The sequence below is a fragment of the Yoonia sp. genome, assembly GCF_030731595.1.
Taxonomy (GTDB): domain Bacteria; phylum Pseudomonadota; class Alphaproteobacteria; order Rhodobacterales; family Rhodobacteraceae; genus Yoonia.
In genome coordinates this window covers 26,795-45,362 of record NZ_JANQTS010000095.1, presented here as the reverse complement: position 1 = coordinate 45,362, position 18,568 = coordinate 26,795, and the positions used below count along the sequence as shown (strand labels likewise).

The window sequence follows — 18,568 nt, the reverse complement described above, 5'->3', positions numbered from 1 at the left end:
CGCCCCTTGTAGACCAGTGCCTGTTTGAACAGACCGTCATAGCTGAAGCCAAGCCGCTTTGCCGCCCGCCGTGACGGTGCGTTTAAAGCGTCACATTTCCACTCGTAACGCCGGTAGCCCAATTCGTCGAAGGCCCGCTTCATCATCAGATACATCGCCTCTGTCGCCATCACGGTGCGTTGCAACTGTGGTGCGTAGGTAATGAAACCGACCTCTACCACGCCATGCGGTGGCTGGATCCGCAAGAAGCTTGCCACGCCCACAGGCTTTGACGTGCTCTTGTCAATGATCGCAAAGAAAAGCGGATCGGTGCTCTCGCAGGCTTGTGCAACCCAAGCCACAAAGTCTCGTTCCGCCTCAAACGGGCCGGTTGGCATGTAGGTCCATATTGCGCCGGTCTGGTCTGTGCTGAATGCCTTGTGCAGGTCTTTACTATGTCTCGGCGCCAGCGGGACAACATCGCAGGATCGCCCCTGCATGGCGGTCTTGGGAATAGGTGCACATCCGGTCCAATCCGGCAGCGCAGCACCGATGGGTTGCCCCAGCGTGTTTACCCGCGCCGTCATGCAAAGCGCTGCGGTGACAGTGCTGCGATCGTATCTTGGGGCAAAGCGGAAGGCCGCCCGCCGATTAAATCCGCCAAAAGCAGGCTTGCCCCCGGTGCCGATTGCATTCCGTATCCGCCTTGGCCTGCACACCAGATAAAGCTGGGGTCTTGCGGAGATGGTCCCAGCACAAGCGTGCGGTCTGGCGCAAATGTCCGTAGCCCCGCCCATGTGCTGAGCGGGCGTGTGACGGCTTCGGTGACATTTGCCTCATAGCGGGCAAGACCTTCGGCCAGCACCATATCATCCGCATAGGCGTCGTGGGGTGCGACAGGGTCTTCCTCGGCGGGAGAAACGATCAGGGCACCGGCGTCGGGTTTGGCGTACCAGTCTTCGCCGGGTCCGAACATCATGGGCCAGCGGCTGACATCATGCCCGCCGGGGGCTGCGATTCGCGCCATTGAGCGACGCAGCGGGGTGAAACCAAGCGGGGTGATGCCCGCCAATTTGGCGATCTCGTCCACCCAAGCGCCAGCGGCATTGACCAGTTGTTTGCACTGATAGGTTTCGCCCGCGGCAGTCACTTCCCAGCCCTGTGGCAACCGCTTTATCGCTGTCACCGCGGCTTTGGCCTTGATCGTGCTGCCGTTTGCACGGGTCATTTTGGCAAAGGTCTGGATCAGCTTGTCTGTATCAATATCCCATGCTTCCGCATCATAGGCCGCGCGATCAATCACGCTGTCATCAAGGATCGGGATCATGGCCTTGGCTTCTGTGACCGTGATCGGTGCAAGCTCCATTTGTGCCTGATCTGCCTGGAACGCTGCGGCATCGACTTTGGTGCCGATCAGCAAAAGGCCACGCGGGCTCAGCACCTCGGCTGTGCGGTGGAAATCCTTGCTGGCCTTGTTCAACGCGATGGTTGCCGGTTTCCCGTAGTTTTGTTCAAAGAGCGCCGCAGAGCGACCAGAGGCGTGATAGGCCAGCGCATCTTCGCCCTCGAGCAGTGTGACACTTCCGAGTTCGGACAATCGCGCAGCGGCTGATACCCCAGCGATCCCGCCGCCGATGACCAAAAAGTCGATCATGCTTCTTCCAACCGGTCAGTCGCAGGTGGCGGGGCAATGCTAAGGGCTGCAATCCGTGCATAAAGCGCTTCTGACATCTCAAAATCTGCCGCTGCAAGAGAGGGTACCAGTTGTGCTGCGGACCGGGCCGAGATGATCGGCAGCGGCTTGGCAGGGTGGCTGGCCGCCCATGCGACGGCGAGGGTTGCCGGACTGACGCCAAGCTCTGTGCCCAATGCCGCCAAGCCGACGGCCGCCTCGTGCATCCATCGTTGATCATACCGCGCCTTGTAGCGTTCATCATCGGTCAGGCGGCCTGTTTCACCTTTGCTGTATTTTCCGGTCAGAAGCCCGCCGCCCAAGGGCGAATAGGGAATAATGGTGATGCCTTGATCAACCGCCATCGGGAAAATCTCGACCTCGGATTGGCGTTTCACAAGGCTGTACATCGGCTGTATAGCATCGATCCGCGTGCCAAGGGATTTGGCAACAGCCTGTGCTTTCATGACCTGCCATGCGGCATAGTTCGAGACACCGATGTGGCGGATAGCGCCTTGTGACTGAAGCTCTGCCAATGTGCTGAATGTTTCCTCCAGCGGCGTGTCATCGTCAAAGCGATGCATATAAAGCAGATCGACCTCATCCTGTTGCAACTGCTGGCGGCAGATGTCGAAGTGTTTGGTGATATTGGCGCGCGAGCCCCCGCCGACATAGCCCACCTTGGTGGCCAGATAGATGTCATCGCGGTTTGCTTTGATGAGCGCGCCAAGGATTTTCTCTGACGCCCCGCCCGTGTAGCCGACAGCGGTGTCAAAGTGATTGATCCCTGCCGCGCGCGCCGCGTCGAACATGGCTTTGCTTTCGGTTGCATCGGCCGTGCCACCAAACTGCATGGTGCCAAATGTGAGGCGGGACACAGGGGTCCCTTTTTTTGTTTCTAAGTGTGTCATACCGAAACAGTGACATGGCGCGGCGGGGATGAAAAGCGGCTGCGCTCATGCATCTGAAACATCCTACCGTTTGCGCCGCAGATAGAGTTCCACAGCAATCAGATAGGGCAGATAGAAGGCAAAGTTCTGCGCCAGATCAAAGGCGCCTGTGAATTCAGCGTTCGACCAAAGCCCGTCTGTCGCGAGATACCAAAGTCCATAATGAACCCGGTACAACCACGACCCGATCGCTAGCCAGAAGAACCGCAAGGCCCAAGCCTGATGCTGGGCTATCCGCTTTGCTTTGGCATGGCGCACAGTTTGCAGGGCCGCGCCCAGCGTCAGGAGCCCGTAAAGCGCAAAGCCCAGATCCATGGGCCATCCCCCGATGGTCCCGCGCAAGGGGATATAGATCAGACCCCCCAAAGCGGTGATGGTCGCTGCGATTGCAATCAAGCGCCCCGACCAACGGTGCAAACCGGGAGCGCGCCGCCGCAGCGGCCCGATCAGTTGGAAGGGGATCAGCAGGGTAATTACAGCCCCGGTGACCATATGGGTAAAGATTGCCAGATTTGCCGCCCATTGCGTGGAACGCAGATAATGCGGTTCATCCAGATCATTGCGCAGACCCGCCTGCCCAAAATCGACTGAATAAAGCGCGAAAGGCAGAAGCAGCAGCGCAAGAAGGCCGAGGGCGGCAGTTTGGCTGATCTGAGATTTCAAAATTCTCGGCTCCGGCTGACATTTTTCTCTCTGACAAGCTATCTGCCAAAGCACCCGTCGCAAAGGTGTGGCGTTGACATCCTCGGTGTCGCATGGTCGCATATTCGTAATCGTTATAGGAGCCGCATCATGACCTACACCCCAGCAGAAGATCGCTATGACCGGATGGAGTATCGGCGCTGCGGGGCCTCGGGCCTGAAACTGCCAGCGGTGTCATTGGGGCTTTGGCATAATTTCGGCCATGACACGCCGCATGAAACAAAGCAGGCCATTTGCCGGACAGCCTTTGATCACGGCATCACCCATTTTGATCTGGCCAATAACTATGGTCCGCCGCCGGGTTCGGCAGAACATGCGTTTGGGTCCATCCTCGCGGAAGACTTCAAAGGTTACCGCGATGAACTCATCATCAGCTCAAAGGCCGGCTATGACATGTGGCCCGGTCCTTATGGCGAATGGGGAAGCCGGAAGTATATGATTGCCTCCTGTGATCAGTCGCTCAAGCGGATGGGTCTTGATTACGTTGATATCTTTTATTCGCATCGCTTTGACCCTGACACCCCGCTGGAAGAAACGATGGGTGCGCTTGATCATATCGTGCGGTCGGGGCGGGCGCTTTATGCTGGGATTTCGTCGTATAATTCCGAACGGACGCGCCAGGCGGTTGCCATTCTCAATGACCTTGGCACGCCCTGTCTGATCCATCAGCCATCCTACAATATGCTCAACCGCTGGGTGGAGAGGGACGGGTTGAAAGAAACTCTGGCAGATTTGGGTGTCGGGTCGATTGCATTCACGCCATTGGCGCAGGGCATGCTCACCAAGAAATACCTCAGCGGTATTCCAGAAGGCAGCCGCGCGACACAGGATAAATCCTTGTTCCCGTCCATGCTGACGGATCAAGCGCTCGCAAATATCCGCAAACTTGACGAAATCGCGCAGGGGCGCGGCCAGTCGCTGGCGCAGATGGCGATTGCTTGGGTCTTGCGCGATGGGGGGATCACGACGGCCCTGATTGGCGCATCGAAACCGTCGCAGGTCGTAGACTGTGTCGGTGCAATCAAGAACCTGACCTTTAGTGCCGAAGAACTGGCTTTGATCGATCAATACGCCGATGAAGAACAGATCAATCTTTGGGCGGCCTCGGCAGAGATAGACGGATGATCCGTAATCCCATCCTACCGGGATTCAATCCCGATCCTTCGATCTGCCGGGTGGGTGAAGATTACTATATCGCGACATCAACGTTCGAGTGGTATCCCGGCGTACAGATCCACCATTCCCGCGACTTGGTGAATTGGACTTTAGTGGCTCGTCCACTTAACCGCGCCGCCTTGTTGGATATGCGCGGCAATCCCGATAGCTGCGGGATTTGGGCGCCCTGCCTTTCGCATGCGGATGGCAAGTTCTGGTTGGTCTACACTGACGTAAAGCGGTTGGACGGGGCGTTCAAAGATGCTCATAACTATATCACGACCAGCGACACGGTTGACGGGGATTGGACTGATCCTTGGTATGTAAATTCGTCGGGGTTCGATCCGTCGCTGTTTCATGATGACGATGGGCGCAAATGGTTCGTGAATATGCAGTGGAACCATCGGCGCAAGGGAACCGGAGTGAACCCTGCCCATGATTCATTTGATGGTATCTTGTTGCAGGAGTGGGCACCCGACCGGGGTTTGTTCGGCCCCGTCAAGAATATCTATGCCGGAACCACGCGTGGCCTGACCGAAGCGCCGCATCTGTTCAAACGCAACGGGTACTATTATCTGACGACGGCCGAGGGTGGGACCGGCTATCAACACGCCGTTTCGCTTGCCAGGGCACGCAACATCTGGGGGCCATATGATAGCCACCCGGACTTACACGTCATCTGTGCAGATGGCAGTCAGGGACCGATCCAAAGAACCGGACATGGGCAGTACATCGAGACCCATTGGGGGCGCCATTATCACACGTTCCTTATGGGCCGCCCGCAGCAACCGGGGCCTTTTTGCCCGATGGGCCGCGAGACAGGCATCGAAGAAGTCGTGTGGCGCGATGATTGGCTTTACCTGCAACAAGGCGGACTTGTTGCCCGAGAAGACCTGCCTGGACCTGTCAATGTGGAACCGCATCGGCCATCTTTTGAAAAGCATGTATTGGGTGGCCCGCTGCCGGCTGCTTTTCAATGGCTGCGGACGCCGGATAAGGCGCGCCTTTTCCGCGAGGAGGCCGACGCATTGGTCCTGATCGGGCGCGAAAGCATCGGGAGTTGGTTCGAGCAGTCGCTTGTTGCCAGACGCCAAGAGCACGTCGCTTACAGCGCCGAAACATCACTGACTTTTGCGCCAGAAACTTATCAGCAGGGCGCAGGGCTAACGACCTATTACAATCGGCACAAGTTTCATGCGGCGCTTGTCACCCATGACGCCAAAGTGGGGTCTGTGCTGACGATCGTATCTTGCCCCGGCAACTGGCCGGATGAGGCCTTGGAGTTTCCAGCCGCATCAGTCCCGGTCGCCGCAGGTTCTGTTGACCTGCGCGTGACTGTCCATGGAAATGAACAGCAGTTTTGGTTCAGGCAGGGCGAGGCGTGGCAGGCCCTTGGTCCGGCGCTCGATGCTTCGGTGATTTCCGACGAAGGCGGGCGGGGTGAACACGCCTCGTTTACCGGAGCATTTGTCGGAATGATTGCTTTTGATCTTACCGGACAGGGTAAAGAAGCGCGCTTTACGCGCTTTGATTACTTGCCGATGGATGCACGGGATACGGCATGATCAGCGAGCTTTGTATATTTGATTTGGGCCTGGACGCAGTCGAGGTCGTGTTGCGCCACGAAGGGCATATCGAGGCGCCGAACTGGCACAGGGACGGCTACCTGATCGTGAACGGTGGCGGGCGGCTTTTCCGGGTTCCGCTGAACGCACCTGATCTTGTGCCGATCGACACGGGATTTGCGGTAAACTGCAATAATGACCACGGGATCTCGCCTTGCGGTCAGCAACTTGTCATCAGTGACAAAAGTGAGTTTGGCAAAAGCTGCATCTATACGTTGCCCGTTGCAGGTGGCGTGCCCCGCAAAGTGACCGAAAAGCTCCCTTCTTACTGGCATGGCTGGGCGCCGGATGGGACGACGCTGGCCTATGTCGGGCGGCGCGATGGTCCCTTTGCGCTTTATACCTGCCCTGTTGCGGGTGGGGCAGAAACGGCGGTCGTGAGTGATTTTGATCACGTTGACGGGCCTGACTATAGCCCGGATGGGGCGTGGATTTGGTTTAACGGGGAACGCGAGGGCAAAGTGGAGCTTTGGCGGGTCCGAACCGATGGGTCAGGCCTTGCGCAGATGACGGATGATCCTTTGGTGAACTGGTTTCCACATCCCTCGCCGGATGGTGAATGGGTACTTTATTTGGCCTATCCCGAAGGGACCACAGGACATCCCGGTGGTCTTGATGTCAGTTTGCGGGTGATGCCGATGGCAGGGGGAAGCCCGCGCACGCTTTGCCATCTGCATGGGGGGCAGGGCACAATCAATGTCCCGTGCTGGGCACCTGACAGCCGGCGCTTTGCATTTATGCGCTATGTCCGGCAATAAGAGCAGCATTGTCACACGCGGGTTTGATGTGGAGCGATTGACATCGTGCCCGATCAAGGGGCTATTACAAGGCCAACGATGCAGAGATACCTTTACCTTTTTTCCAACTTGCTAGGGTTTTCCATTTTGCGGACAGAGAAGCGCAGATGATGCCTGTCGCGAAACCCGGCCAGATTGTTGGGCTGTTGGGTGGGTCTTTTGACCCGCCGCACGCAGGCCATGTGCATATCTCAAAGGCTGCCCTGCAACGCTTTGGGCTGGATCGCCTTTGGTGGCTGGTGTCCCCGGGTAACCCATTGAAAAAGAACGGTCCCGCCCCTTTGGCTGAACGGATGCAAGCCGCAAGGGCAATGATGCAACATCCCAAGGTCACAGTCACGGATATCGAGGCCGATTTGGGCACGCGCTATACAGCGCAAACCCTTGTTGCGTTGCGCCGCCGCTATCCGGGGGTCCGCTTTGTCTGGCTGATGGGGGCAGATAATCTGGCGCAATTCCACCTCTGGCAGGATTGGCGCTGGATCATGGAAAACGTCCCCGTTGGTGTGATCGCGCGTCCGGGAGACCGGATCTCGGCGCGGATGTCGAAAGCGGCCAAGGTCTATGCCCAAGCGCGTCTTCCCGGTCGGGCGTCGCATGTCTTGGGACGGATGGAAGCACCTGCTTGGATTTTTATCAATGTCCCGCTTTCCAACCAGTCCTCAAGTGCTATCCGGGCGAGGGGAGAATGGTGATGCGTTTGTCACGGCGCGCCTTGCTTGCCGGTGCTGCGTCGAGCTTGGCGACCGGTGCTTTTGCAGATGCCCCGCTGACGTCGATGCGTCCCCGCGCCCGTGTCCCTGTACAAGATGCTATCACGAAGATGGTCGCCAACGCTGGCCTTTCGGGCAGCATCGGCGTGGTTGTGGCTGACATTGCAACAGGGGCCTATCTGGAAGAAATCGCTCCTGATGTTGCGCACCCCCCTGCAAGCGTGACCAAGGCTTTCACGGCCCTGTACGCCGTGGAAACACTTGGTGCGGGGCATCAGTTTGAAACACGTATATTTGCTGAAGGTGAAGTAAAAGACGGTATTTTAGATGGTAATTTGATTTTGGCTGGTGGAGGCGATCCGAATTTGGTCACTGATCATCTGGCTGAATTGGCTCAACGCCTTAAAGCCACTGGATTGCGAGAGGTCAGAGGTGATTTCCTCGTCTGGGATAATGCCTTGCGGAATGTCGCTGAAATTGACGCCGCGCAATTGGATTATCTTGGGTACAATCCGACGATTACGGGGCTCAATCTGAACTTCAACCGCGTGCATTTTGAATGGAAGCGTGAAGGTCAGAATTTTGTGACCACGATGGATGCCCGCAGCGAAAACTATCGTCCTGCGGTGACGACGGCGCGCATGCGTGTGGTGGAACGGGACAGCCCGGTTTTCAGCTACAGTGATGCCGGTGACGTCGACCAATGGACAGTGGCCCGCAGCGCCCTGAACAACGAGGGATCGCGATGGCTGCCAGTCCGTCACCCCGCACTTTATGCCGGAGAGGTTTTTGCGACTTTTGCCCGCAGTCATGGGATTGTGCTCAAGGCTCCAAAAGAAGTCATGCAGATGCCCGCAGGTCGTTTATTGGCAACTTTCCAAAGCGAGCCATTGACCGAAATGATGCGCGGGATGCTGCGGTTCTCGACAAATATCACGGCAGAAGCAGCGGGGCTGGCGGCGACGGCTTTGCGCACAGGCCAGCAGCGGGGGTTGCATACCTCGGCTTTCGGGATGGCGCGTTGGGCCAATGAACGCTGCGGCGGGATTGCCCCGCATTTTGTAGATCATTCCGGTTTGGGTGATCTGTCGCGTGTATCACCGGCACAGATGGTGACGATGCTGACCGCGCCTGATGTCATGCCAACGCTACAGCCGATCATGCGGACAATGCCCTTGGTCGGTGATGATGAAAAAGTCATCGCAACGCGTCAGGCGATCGTGAGCGCAAAGACCGGCACCTTGAATTTTGTGTCGAGCCTCGCGGGATATGTTCGGACAGAACAGGGCCGTGACCTTGCTTTTGCAATATTTGCATCCGATCTTGATGCACGGGCCGCCGGAAAGCTGGAAGGAAGTGAAGCGCCGCCCGGTGCTCGGTCATGGAACAGGCGCGCGCGCGATCTTCAGCGCGAGATTATTGCCCATCTGGCGCTGCGGGCAGGCTGATCAGAGCGTCATATGCCGCGCGCGCGCACCTCGTTCGATGGCTGCGGCGTGCAGACGGTCCAAATTCAACTCATCGCGGATTTCTTCCAGCATCCTCGCTTCGGCACCTAGGATACGCCCATCTGCCGCCGCCACATCGCAAGACAGCGCATAGGCCGTCTCGAAGAGCCGCTCTGGCAGGGCATCGCGGATCAAGCCAAACAGCGCCTCGAGCCCGTCTTCCTGTTCCAGAAGGTCAAAGACCATCTTGGAGATGCGCGGCAGCCGTTCGGCGTCATAGTCTGCAAAAACAGGCAGATTGTTGATCGCATTGCTCATCTTGACCAATTCTGCCGTCCGGATGTGTTCGTCGGATGCGGATACAGCGATCATCAGGGCCGCAAGGGCGTCCTGCGAGGTCATTGGGGCGTCTTCGATCATGATCAAATCCTTTGCTGATACACCCCATTTATTGACGCCTTGCCTGTCTCGCAATAGGGAGTGCGCGTTGCGGTCGTCACAATGTCGACCCAAAGGATGTGAGAAATAGAATGAGCAATTTGCGTGAAGCGGCGATGACGTCGAAAGCCTGGCCTTTTGAAGAAGCCCGCGCTTTGCTCAAACGCTATGAAAACAAGCCGCCTGAGAAGGGCTATGTGCTTTTTGAGACCGGCTATGGCCCATCGGGCCTGCCCCATATCGGCACTTTTGGCGAAGTTCTGCGAACGACGATGATCCGCCGCGCCTTTGAGGTGATTTCCGACATTCCGACCAAGCTGATCTGTTTTTCCGACGATCTGGACGGGATGCGCAAAGTGCCGGGCAATGTGCCCCAGCAGGACATGCTGGCCGAACATATGCACAAGCCGCTGACATCGGTGCCTGATCCTTTTGGCACCCATGAAAGCTTTGGCCATCATAACAACGCGATGTTGCGCCGTTTTCTGGATACCTTCGGGTTCGATTACGAGTTTTATTCTGCCCGCGAGTTTTATCAGACAGGTCAGTTCGACGAAATTCTGCTGCGTGCCGCCGCCCGTTATGACGCCATCATGGAAGTGATGCTTAAGTCATTGCGCGAGGAACGCCGCGAGACTTATTCGATCTTCTTGCCGATCCATCCCGAAACGGGTCGCGTGCTTTATGTGCCGATGAAGAACGTCGATGCGGTGAAAGGTGAAATCACATTTGATGACCCCGATGGTCGTGAGTGGACACTGCCTGTGACTGGTGGCAACGTGAAGCTCCAGTGGAAGCCTGACTTTGGCGCGCGCTGGGCCGCTTTGGATGTCGATTTCGAGATGTACGGCAAAGAACATGCCACCAATACTGCGATCTACGACCGGATTTGCGAGATTTTGGGCGGGCGCAAACCGAACCATTTTTCCTATGAATTGTTCCTCGATGAGAACGGTCAGAAGATTTCAAAATCTTCCGGCAACGGCATTTCGATCGACGAATGGCTGACCTATGCCTCGACCGAATCCTTGAGCTATTTCATGTATCTCAAGCCCAAGACCGCCAAACGGATGTATTTCGATGTGATCCCAAAGGCCGTGGATGAATATCACCAGCAGTTGCGCGCCTATGCGGATCAGGATGATGCGGGCCGTGCCAATAACCCTGTGTTCCACATTCACGGCCATAACGTGCCTGCCTCGGACATGGTGGTGCCATTTGCGATGCTGTTGAACCTCGCCTCTGTCTCTGGGGCAGAGGACAAGGACACGCTTTGGGGCTTTATCCAGCGCTATGCGCCGGACGCATCTGCCGAAAAGAATCCACAGATGGATCAGGCGGCGGGCTTTGCCGTGCGCTATTACAATGATTTCGTGAAGCCGACCAAAACCTACCGCGCGCCGACCGATCAAGAACGTGCAGCGTTAACCGATCTGGCCGAACGGCTGAAGGTTTGGGATGGCGGATTGGATGCGGAAGACTTGCAGACGATGGTCTTTGCGGTCGGCACCGAACACGGGTTTGAGCCGCTGCGCGGATGGTTCACAGCGCTTTACGAGGTGCTGCTGGGGGCTTCGCAGGGTCCACGTTTTGGCGGGTTCATCGCACTTTATGGCGTTGACGAAACCGTTGCCCTGATCGAGGCGCAACTGGCTGTCGCCGACTAAAACGAAACTAATTTGCGTTTTGATCCGTATCTGGAAAGATAGATAGGGATAGGAGACAGGTATGAAACGCATTTTGGCAATCGTTCTGGGCTTTTGGATCGCGGCAACTGCGGTATGGGCGCAAGACGCCGGTGCCATCGAAGGCGTCATCGGCAATCAACTCGAGGCCTTTAACGACCGCGACATCGAAGAAGCGTGGCAATACGCCAGCCCCAATATCAAAAGGCTGTTCGGTAACCCGGGCAATTTCGGGATGATGGTCCAGCAAGGCTATCCGATGGTTTGGGACAATGCCGATGTGCGGTTTCTGGAACTGCGCGATGTGGCTGGCAACCTTTGGCAAAAGGTGATGGTACGCGATGCGCAAGGTGGTTTGCATATTCTGGACTATCAGATGATCGAAACAGCCGAAGGCTGGCAGATCAACGGGGTGCAGCTGTTGCCATCGCCTGACGTTGGCGCCTGAACTTCCCCGGGTTGCGCAGGGCATCGTGACGGTGCTGCAAGCCCCTTTTTAGACCTCGCGGTTAGCTCTTGGGCGAATGGCTCGGCGGTGTGCCGGGCCTTTTGCATTCGGCAACCAAGAGGGCTCTTTCATGAACAAAGCGATAACCGACGGGATTGTGTTTAATCCGCTGCCATTTTCCGCAGGCTTGGGACTGTGGTCGAGCGGCGATGGCACGCCGGGGTCGGATACCTATGCGATCAGCGGGTCGGGTGTCTTTGTCGCCGCTGATCAGGATTTTGCGGGCTGTCTGGAACTGCTCAAGGTCGATCCGACGGCGCGGGTCCGCTATATGGGAGAAACGCCTATTATTCCGGGGTGCTACCTGCAAGTGACAGCGCGGGTGAAGGCAGTCGCAGGGCCGCTTCCTGCCGTGCGTATCGCGGGTTGGGCCGGCATCACAGGCGGTATTCCGGTTACGGGTCTGACGCTTGCGGGGTCATCGGCCCAGTTGACCACTTATGGCCAAGTTGTCGAGATCAGCGCCATCATTGCAACTGCTGATCGGTCCGGAGTGGATATGGTTTGGACCGGTGCCGAGTATGGGCACATCGGGATTGATGTGACGGGTCCTTCGGGGGGTGTTATCCGCCTTGATGACATCACCATCACCGATGTCAGTGCGATCTTTACCCGTGACCTGATCGGGCTTGTTGATGTCCGCGACTATGGAGCCAAGGGTGACGGCGTGACCGACGACAGTGCGGCTTTTGATGCCGCCGATGCAGCGGCGGCAGGGCGCACTGTCATGGTTCCAGCCGGCACATATTTCTTGGACGACAGTGTGACGATGGAAAGTGCCGTGCGGTTCGAAGGGCAGATCGTGCAAGCGGCTGAACACCGGTTCATTCTGCAACAAAACTACAACTATGATACCTATTTTGCAGCGTTCAAAGATGAAGAAACTGCTTTCAAAAAAGCCTATCAGGCGCTGATCAACTTTGCGGATCACGAGTCGCTTGATCTGTGCGGGCGGCGCATCTTGCTCACAGAACCGGTGGACATGCAGGCATGCGATCCGTCGCGCACCCGTTTCGAAACCCGCAGAGTCATTCGCAACGGGCAGTTCCAGCCCGCAGACGGGTCGGTCTGGAATTCGGTCGTGGTCACATCTCAGGCGAGCTATGCGGCGGCAAATGACAACCACCTGACCAATGTTGCCGGTATTGCCAATATCACAGTTGGATCATTGGTGCAGGGCAACGGTGTCGGGCGCGAGATCTATGTGACTTCTGTGAATGTCGCAGCACAGACGCTGGAACTGAGCCGTCCGCTTTTTGATGCCGAGGGTACGCAGGTTTTCACCTTTACCCGATTCAAATACATGCTTGATTTCTCGGGCTACGAAAAGCTGAGCCAGTTCATCCTTGATGATATCGAATTTCAGGGGCGTGGCGTGGCAAGCGGGATCATCTTGGCACCCGAAGGCTTCACGTTTCATATTCGCGATTGTTTCATCAACAACCCAAAGGATAGGGGTATCACGTCGCCCGGGCGCGGCTGTCAGGGGATGATGATTGACCGCTGCCAGTTGATTTCAGACGAACAGGATGTGCCCGTGGCCGCCCGCGTCAGTATCGGGTTCAATGCCAATGCCAACGACGTGAAAATCCGGGACAATCGCACTAGCAAGTTCAGGCATTTCTGTGTGCTGGCAGGGTCTGGAAACCTGATTACCGGAAACCACTGGTTTCATGGCGATGACGAGGTCAACGGGGTACGTATGGGGGGGATTGTCCTGACATTACCCAATCCCAAGAGCATTTTTACCGGCAATTATTGTGATAACAACTTTATCGAATGGACAAACGAACACGACAGCTCGCCCGCGCTGGGCACACAGTTTTCCTTTGGTGGGCTGACGATTACGGGCAATATGTTCACCACAAATGATGTGGCCGACTGGTTCAATTTCATCGTGATCAAACCTTATGGCCCCGGTCATTTCATCAACGGCTTCGCCGTTGTCGGCAATGTGTTTCGGTCATTGAACGGGCGGATCGACAGGGTCGAGAATGTGGATACGAGCTTTGCCGATCTGGACTACAGCCGCACCCGCAGCTTTGTGTTCACAGGCAATACTTTTCACAACGTCAATGAACCTGTGTCCAATCCGGCATACCTTACTCACGACCAACAAACTGTGGCGACGACCTGGGTGATGCAGACCGATACCGCGCTGCCCTTTGACGGGCGGGCGCTGACGGTCGAAAGCGTCATGCCTGTAGGCCAGATCACCGATACCAACAATGCGCGGATCCATGATCTTCCTTGGGCCGAGGGCGAGAGGGGCAGCAGTATGCGTGATGTCCACTTGAACTGGAGTCGCCCTGTCAAAGGCCAGGTCCGTTACGCGGTGCGGATGGATCAGACAGACTGAGCGCGTCAAGCACGGGCATTCAAAGGGGGCGCCGCTGAGCGCCCCTTTTTGCATCCCGTGCCAATCTGCCCGCAAATTAGGCAGTTGCCCCTTCAAATGCGACGGGTTGTCGGAAATTTTGCAAGCGGTGCTGGCATGTCCCGCACAAAGTTTGGCACGGTGGTCTGGAAGATAAGTTGGCCGTTGGGGGCGACCCATTACATACGTTGCTGAAATTCGCGCTCAGGATGCCGTGCCATGCGCACCGCGTGCCCAAGGTGCACTCCGGCTGGTCGCAAAGCGGCGCGGCGCCGAGACTGTCATTGCAGACTTGCGCCAGGACGGATCGCTCAAGGCGCTTTTTCCCAAGGTGCGCGGCAATGCACTTGATGCGGTGTTCCTCAATACTGCGGGTGGGTTGACAGGTGGCGACCGGATGGCGATTGACGTTGCGGCGCGGCAAAATGCGCATGTGATCATGTCATCCCAAGCGGCTGAACGTGCATATCGCGCCCAGCCTGATCAGGTTGCGCATGCCCGCGTGTCTTTGGATGTGGCGGCCGGTGGTCGTATCGACTGGATGCCCCAAGAAACGATACTCTTTGATCACGCTGCGCTCCACCGACGTCTGGAGGTCGATCTGGCGGCGGACGCGACGGCCCTTTTGGTCGAGCCGGTGATCTTTGGGCGGGTCGCGATGGGCGAGACCGTCCAGCAACTGAATTTCAAGGATCATTGGAAGATCCGCCGCGATGGCAAACTGGTTTTCGCCGATGCCATCCGCATGGTCGGTAACGCCCAAGAGTTGTTGGCGCGCAGGGCGATCGGTTCTGGTGCAGGTGCCATGGCAACCATTTTGCTTGCAGGGCCTTCTGCTGCGGCCTGTGCAGCGCAGATTGACCTGCCCGACAGCAGCGGCTTCAGTCTGATTGCAGATGACGTGCTGCTTGTGCGTCTTTTGGCAAAAGACGGGTTTGACTTGCGCAAACAAATGATCCCTGTTGTTGAGGCGCTGGCAACAGCGCCGATCCCCCGTGTTTGGAGACTTTAAGACATGCAATTGACCCCCCGCGAAAAAGACAAGCTGCTGATCGCGATGGCCGCCGAGGTTGCCCGCAAGCGTTTGGCACGTGGCGTCAAGCTCAACTATCCAGAGGCGATTGCCCTGATCACAGATGCAGTTGTTGAAGGTGCGCGTGATGGCCGGTCAGTCGCCGATATGATGGAAGCCGGCGCGCATGTGATTACCCGCGAACAGGTCATGGACGGGATCGCTGATATGATCCACGAGGTGCAGGTCGAGGCGACTTTCCCCGATGGGACAAAGCTGGTGACGGTCCATGATCCGATCCGATGACGCGCTCGGAACACTTATTTTGGGCAAGGTGATGAAGAGGTGCAGCAATGAAACCGGGTGAAATAATCGTAAGCGAAGGTGTCCATACGCTCAATGCGGGTGCGCCGGAAACCGTGCTGGAGGTGGCCAACACAGGTGACAGGCCGGTGCAGGTCGGGTCGCATTTTCATTTCGCCGAAACGAACCCTGCGCTGGATTTTGACCGCGAGACCGCCCGCGGCATGCGTTTGAATATCGCCGCAGGGACTGCAGTGCGGTTTGAACCGGGGCAGCGCCGCGAAGTCACGCTGATACCGATTTCCGGGGCGCGCAGGATTTACGGTTTTAACGGTCATGTGATGGGGGACCTGTGATCGGTATCTTGCCGACATATGCTGCAGTGCAGAAAAATGCTGCGCGGCAGAAGCCTCTGGGGTATGATGCTGGCAACAGCAACTTAACCCGAAGGGGAAAATCATGACACCCGCACTGACACTCTCGCTTTCAGCCCAAGCCATGCACGCGGCCAGTGCCGTGATCGCGCAGCAAATGCGCTTTGCCGATGTGGTTATTGACCAAACTTTTTCAGCACAACGTGCCCTGTTCACACCATTCTTGAAGGCGCCAGCGAACATCGCGGCCCAGCCAAAAGCAAAGCAAGCGGCTCCGGTCAAGAAGAAGCTTCCCAAGGCCGCTGCTGCCAAAAAGAAGGTCATCAAGGCCAAGGCGCCCAAGCCAGCCAAAAAGACAAAATCGGTTGTGGCACCCAAGCCCGCCCCAGTCAAAGCAGCAGAGATGCCGCCTGTTGCCAAGCCCAAGGTTTCTCCGAAAGTGGCCGAAGCGGTTGCTGTAAAACCGGCAGAGATCGCACCAGCCGAAACGAAGGTTGCGGCCAAGACGGTTGCGCCCAAAGTTGCAAAGGCAGCGCCAGCAGAGATGACGCCAGCAGCAAAGACGGCGGCACCAAAGACGGTCGCCCATGAAGAGCCTGCCAAGACAACCTCGGCACCCAAATCCAAAGCAAAACCACGCGCCAAAGCTGTATCCATTGCCGATACGCCTTGGGACGGAAAGAAAACGTCTGAAAACACCTAATCGGAGACCTCTATGCCAGCCACGATCTCTCGCGCGGATTATGCCGCAATGTTTGGCCCCACAACGGGGGATCGGGTCAGGCTGGCCGATACCGACCTGATTATCGAGGTTGAACGCGACCTGACCGCAGAGAATGCAGGGGCGGCAACATCGCAAGGCATGGGTAAGAATGCCATGCTTTACGGTGAAGAGGTGAAATTCGGCGGCGGTAAGGTGATCCGCGACGGGATGGGGCAGTCTCAGGCAACACGGGCCGAAGGTGCCGTTGACACGGTCATCACCAATGCGCTGATCGTGGATTGGACCGGCATCATCAAAGCGGATGTTGGCCTCAGGGACGGCAGGATCGTCAAGATCGGCAAGGCGGGCAACCCTGACACCCAACCCGGCGTCGATATCATCATCGGCCCTGGCACCGAGGCGATCGCGGGCGAGGGCCGCATTCTGACCGCGGGCGGGATCGACAGCCACATCCACTTTATCTGCCCTCAACAAATCGAGGATGCGCTTTATTCTGGAATCACGACCATGATCGGCGGCGGGACCGGGCCTGCGCATGGCACGCTTGCGACGACATGCACGCCAGGGCCTTGGCACCTGGGCCGCATGCTGCAAGCCGCTGACGCCTTTCCCATGAACCTTGCCTTTGCGGGCAAGGGCAATGCATCGCTGCCTGCGGCGTTGGAAGAACAGGTACTGGCGGGTGCGTCCTGTCTGAAACTGCACGAAGACTGGGGCACCACCCCTGCCGCCATCGACTGTTGCCTGACAGTTGCTGACGCGATGGACGTACAGGTCATGATCCATACCGATACGCTGAACGAAAGCGGCTTTGTGGAAAACACGGTCGGCGCCATGAAAGGCCGCACGATCCACGCCTTCCACACCGAAGGTGCAGGTGGGGGTCACGCCCCTGATATCATCAAGATTTGCGGACAGCCCAACGTCTTGCCATCCTCTACCAACCCCACGCGGCCTTTCACGGTCAATACCGTGGATGAACACCTTGATATGCTGATGGTCTGCCATCACCTTGATAAATCAATCCCCGAGGATGTCGCTTTTGCCGAAAGCCGCATCCGGCGCGAAACCATCGCTGCCGAGGATATCCTGCATGATATGGGTGCTTTCTCGATCATCGCGTCTGACAGTCAGGCGATGGGTCGGGTCGGCGAGGTGATCATCCGTACTTGGCAAACCGCCCACAAGATGAAGGTCCAGCGTGGCCAGCTGGCCGACGAGACGGGTGACAACGACAATCTCCGTGTGAAACGCTATGTGGCCAAGTACACGATCAACCCTGCGATCGCCCACGGGCTTTCGGCGCATGTGGGCTCTGTTCAGGAAGGCAAGCGCGCTGATCTGGTACTATGGAACCCCGCGTTCTTTGGGGTCAAGCCAGAGATGATCTTGATGGGCGGCACGATTGTGGCGGCACAAATGGGTGATCCGAATGCGTCGATCCCGACGCCGCAACCGGTCTATACCCGTCCGATGTTCGGGGCTTACGGCCGGTCGCTGGAACATTCCGCTGTGACCTTTGTCAGCGGTGCGGCCCAGGATGCCGGGATCAGGGAAAGGCTCGGCCTTGCCAAGCAGACCTTGCCCGTTGTCAATACGCGCGGCATCGGCAAGGCGGATCTGAAGCTCAATGATGCGATGCCGCATGTCGAGGTAAACCCCGAAACCTATGAAGTGCGCGCCGATGGTGAGCTGTTGACCTGTGAACCGGCAACCGAACTGCCGATGGCGCAGCGCTACTTTTTATTCTGATTTGGACGCACTGATGCAAGGCATGCATAGTGGGATTGCACAAAGGGACGTTGTCGATGAAGGGTGACCGGCATAACTGTGGCTGCGGGAGGACAGAAAACCGTATTCATGAGGCATATTATGGCACTCCGTCCAGACAACACACTGATCACAAACCGCGAAATGCTGACCGAGCTGTTGCTCGTCCCGTTTCGGAAAATTGGCGCTATCCTCGAAGGATTGGCTGTCAGCAATTCACGCACGCAAGCGTTGAAGGAAATAGCCGCAATCCCCGAAGAGCAGTTGATCGCCAAAGGTGTGACGCGCGCCGACTTGATCAGCATGACGTTCCGGCACGACGCCTAGGCGGTTTTC

The 18,568-nt window shown here is 57.2% G+C and carries 19 protein-coding genes; 14 read left to right on the top strand and 5 right to left on the bottom strand.

The annotated features are described in order from the left end of the window. The 4 genes from NWQ23_RS11270 to NWQ23_RS11255 all read right to left on the bottom strand — a co-directional run. The coding region (locus NWQ23_RS11270; protein WP_306166455.1) for a GNAT family N-acetyltransferase at positions 1 to 566 on the bottom strand (566 nt) is incomplete at its 3' end. Beyond that, positions 563 to 1,633, bottom strand: coding sequence for an FAD-binding oxidoreductase (locus tag NWQ23_RS11265; protein ID WP_306166454.1), 1,071 nt, complete (start codon positions 1,631 to 1,633; stop codon positions 563 to 565). The genes NWQ23_RS11265 and NWQ23_RS11270, both read right to left, overlap by 4 nt. After that, on the bottom strand, positions 1,630 to 2,562 hold the full coding sequence (locus tag NWQ23_RS11260) for an aldo/keto reductase (protein WP_306166453.1): 933 nt from the start codon (positions 2,560 to 2,562) through the stop codon (positions 1,630 to 1,632). The genes NWQ23_RS11265 and NWQ23_RS11260 overlap by 4 nt, the downstream gene beginning before the upstream one ends. Positions 2,563 to 2,625: 63 nt before the next feature. Further along, a complete protein-coding gene (locus NWQ23_RS11255; RefSeq protein WP_306166452.1) occupies positions 2,626 to 3,264 on the bottom strand; it encodes a DUF2306 domain-containing protein in 639 nt (212 codons plus the stop codon). Between the two features lie 129 nt (positions 3,265 to 3,393). On the opposite strand from NWQ23_RS11255, the gene mgrA reads away from it, so the two are divergent. The 5 genes from mgrA to dacB all read left to right on the top strand — a co-directional run bounded on the left by mgrA (position 3,394) and on the right by dacB (position 9,041). Next, positions 3,394 to 4,428, top strand: a complete 1,035-nt coding sequence (gene mgrA / locus NWQ23_RS11250) for an L-glyceraldehyde 3-phosphate reductase (protein WP_306166451.1) — start codon at positions 3,394 to 3,396, stop codon at positions 4,426 to 4,428. After that, positions 4,425 to 6,023: a glycoside hydrolase family 43 protein gene (locus tag NWQ23_RS11245; RefSeq protein WP_306166450.1), complete on the top strand. Its 1,599-nt coding sequence runs from the start codon at positions 4,425 to 4,427 to the stop codon at positions 6,021 to 6,023. The genes mgrA and NWQ23_RS11245 overlap by 4 nt, the downstream gene beginning before the upstream one ends. After that, positions 6,020 to 6,841: a hypothetical protein gene (locus NWQ23_RS11240; protein ID WP_306166449.1), complete on the top strand. Its 822-nt coding sequence runs from the start codon at positions 6,020 to 6,022 to the stop codon at positions 6,839 to 6,841. The genes NWQ23_RS11245 and NWQ23_RS11240 overlap by 4 nt, the downstream gene beginning before the upstream one ends. A 149-nt stretch (positions 6,842 to 6,990) precedes the next feature. Beyond that, the gene (locus NWQ23_RS11235; RefSeq protein ID WP_372340125.1) at positions 6,991 to 7,575 is read left to right on the top strand and encodes a nicotinate-nucleotide adenylyltransferase; all 585 of its coding nucleotides are present in this window, start codon (positions 6,991 to 6,993) and stop codon (positions 7,573 to 7,575) included. Next, complete coding sequence (dacB, locus tag NWQ23_RS11230) at positions 7,575 to 9,041, top strand: D-alanyl-D-alanine carboxypeptidase/D-alanyl-D-alanine-endopeptidase (protein WP_306166447.1); 1,467 nt, start codon at positions 7,575 to 7,577, stop codon at positions 9,039 to 9,041. Before NWQ23_RS11235 ends, dacB begins: the two co-directional genes overlap by 1 nt. Here the strand turns inward: dacB and NWQ23_RS11225 are convergent, their stop codons facing one another. Further along, positions 9,042 to 9,461, bottom strand: a complete 420-nt coding sequence (locus tag NWQ23_RS11225) for a tellurite resistance TerB family protein (protein WP_306166446.1) — start codon at positions 9,459 to 9,461, stop codon at positions 9,042 to 9,044. 110 nt (positions 9,462 to 9,571) lie between these two features. Here NWQ23_RS11225 and NWQ23_RS11220 point away from each other — a divergent pair, with 110 nt between their 5' ends. The 9 genes from NWQ23_RS11220 to NWQ23_RS11180 all read left to right on the top strand — a co-directional run bounded on the left by NWQ23_RS11220 (position 9,572) and on the right by NWQ23_RS11180 (position 18,559). Continuing rightward, positions 9,572 to 11,146, top strand: coding sequence for a lysine--tRNA ligase (locus tag NWQ23_RS11220; RefSeq protein WP_306166445.1), 1,575 nt, complete (start codon positions 9,572 to 9,574; stop codon positions 11,144 to 11,146). 61 nt (positions 11,147 to 11,207) lie between these two features. Next, positions 11,208 to 11,612: a DUF4864 domain-containing protein gene (locus tag NWQ23_RS11215; RefSeq protein ID WP_306166444.1), complete on the top strand. Its 405-nt coding sequence runs from the start codon at positions 11,208 to 11,210 to the stop codon at positions 11,610 to 11,612. A gap of 130 nt (positions 11,613 to 11,742) precedes the next feature. Beyond that, on the top strand, positions 11,743 to 14,031 hold the full coding sequence (locus NWQ23_RS11210; RefSeq protein ID WP_306166443.1) for a glycosyl hydrolase family 28-related protein: 2,289 nt from the start codon (positions 11,743 to 11,745) through the stop codon (positions 14,029 to 14,031). 232 nt (positions 14,032 to 14,263) lie between these two features. Continuing rightward, positions 14,264 to 15,061: an urease accessory protein UreD gene (locus tag NWQ23_RS11205; protein WP_306166442.1), complete on the top strand. Its 798-nt coding sequence runs from the start codon at positions 14,264 to 14,266 to the stop codon at positions 15,059 to 15,061. Between the two features lie 3 nt (positions 15,062 to 15,064). After that, a complete protein-coding gene (locus tag NWQ23_RS11200; protein WP_306166441.1) occupies positions 15,065 to 15,367 on the top strand; it encodes an urease subunit gamma in 303 nt (100 codons plus the stop codon). A gap of 47 nt (positions 15,368 to 15,414) precedes the next feature. After that, positions 15,415 to 15,720 (top strand): urease subunit beta, encoded by a 306-nt coding sequence (locus NWQ23_RS11195; RefSeq protein WP_306166440.1) that lies wholly within the window; start codon positions 15,415 to 15,417, stop codon positions 15,718 to 15,720. Between the two features lie 103 nt (positions 15,721 to 15,823). After that, complete coding sequence (locus NWQ23_RS11190; protein WP_306166439.1) at positions 15,824 to 16,441, top strand: hypothetical protein; 618 nt, start codon at positions 15,824 to 15,826, stop codon at positions 16,439 to 16,441. A gap of 12 nt (positions 16,442 to 16,453) precedes the next feature. Continuing rightward, positions 16,454 to 18,214: an urease subunit alpha gene (ureC, locus tag NWQ23_RS11185; protein WP_306166438.1), complete on the top strand. Its 1,761-nt coding sequence runs from the start codon at positions 16,454 to 16,456 to the stop codon at positions 18,212 to 18,214. Positions 18,215 to 18,334: 120 nt separating this feature from the next. Beyond that, positions 18,335 to 18,559 carry a DUF1127 domain-containing protein gene (locus NWQ23_RS11180; protein ID WP_306166437.1) on the top strand — a complete coding sequence of 75 codons (225 nt, stop codon included), beginning with the start codon at positions 18,335 to 18,337 and terminating at the stop codon, positions 18,557 to 18,559. Positions 18,560 to 18,568: the final 9 nt, after the last annotated feature.

Excerpts from the sequence above, each read along its gene's own strand:
- NWQ23_RS11265 (WP_306166454.1), bottom strand. The coding sequence starts at position 1,633 with ATGATCGACTTTTTGGTCATCGGCGGCGGGATCGCTGGGGTATCAGCC.
- NWQ23_RS11260 (WP_306166453.1), bottom strand. The coding sequence starts at position 2,562 with ATGACACACTTAGAAACAAAAAAAGGGACCCCTGTGTCCCGCCTCACA.
- mgrA (WP_306166451.1), top strand. The coding sequence starts at position 3,394 with ATGACCTACACCCCAGCAGAAGATCGCTATGACCGGATGGAGTATCGG.
- NWQ23_RS11245 (WP_306166450.1), top strand. The coding sequence starts at position 4,425 with ATGATCCGTAATCCCATCCTACCGGGATTCAATCCCGATCCTTCGATC.
- NWQ23_RS11240 (WP_306166449.1), top strand. The coding sequence starts at position 6,020 with ATGATCAGCGAGCTTTGTATATTTGATTTGGGCCTGGACGCAGTCGAG.
- NWQ23_RS11235 (WP_372340125.1), top strand. The coding sequence starts at position 6,991 with ATGCCTGTCGCGAAACCCGGCCAGATTGTTGGGCTGTTGGGTGGGTCT.
- dacB (WP_306166447.1), top strand. The coding sequence starts at position 7,575 with ATGCGTTTGTCACGGCGCGCCTTGCTTGCCGGTGCTGCGTCGAGCTTG.
- NWQ23_RS11225 (WP_306166446.1), bottom strand. The coding sequence starts at position 9,461 with ATGATCGAAGACGCCCCAATGACCTCGCAGGACGCCCTTGCGGCCCTG.
- NWQ23_RS11220 (WP_306166445.1), top strand. The coding sequence starts at position 9,572 with ATGAGCAATTTGCGTGAAGCGGCGATGACGTCGAAAGCCTGGCCTTTT.
- NWQ23_RS11215 (WP_306166444.1), top strand. The coding sequence starts at position 11,208 with ATGAAACGCATTTTGGCAATCGTTCTGGGCTTTTGGATCGCGGCAACT.
- NWQ23_RS11210 (WP_306166443.1), top strand. The coding sequence starts at position 11,743 with ATGAACAAAGCGATAACCGACGGGATTGTGTTTAATCCGCTGCCATTT.
- NWQ23_RS11200 (WP_306166441.1), top strand. The coding sequence starts at position 15,065 with ATGCAATTGACCCCCCGCGAAAAAGACAAGCTGCTGATCGCGATGGCC.
- NWQ23_RS11195 (WP_306166440.1), top strand. The coding sequence starts at position 15,415 with ATGAAACCGGGTGAAATAATCGTAAGCGAAGGTGTCCATACGCTCAAT.
- NWQ23_RS11190 (WP_306166439.1), top strand. The coding sequence starts at position 15,824 with ATGACACCCGCACTGACACTCTCGCTTTCAGCCCAAGCCATGCACGCG.
- ureC (WP_306166438.1), top strand. The coding sequence starts at position 16,454 with ATGCCAGCCACGATCTCTCGCGCGGATTATGCCGCAATGTTTGGCCCC.
- NWQ23_RS11180 (WP_306166437.1), top strand. The coding sequence starts at position 18,335 with ATGGCACTCCGTCCAGACAACACACTGATCACAAACCGCGAAATGCTG.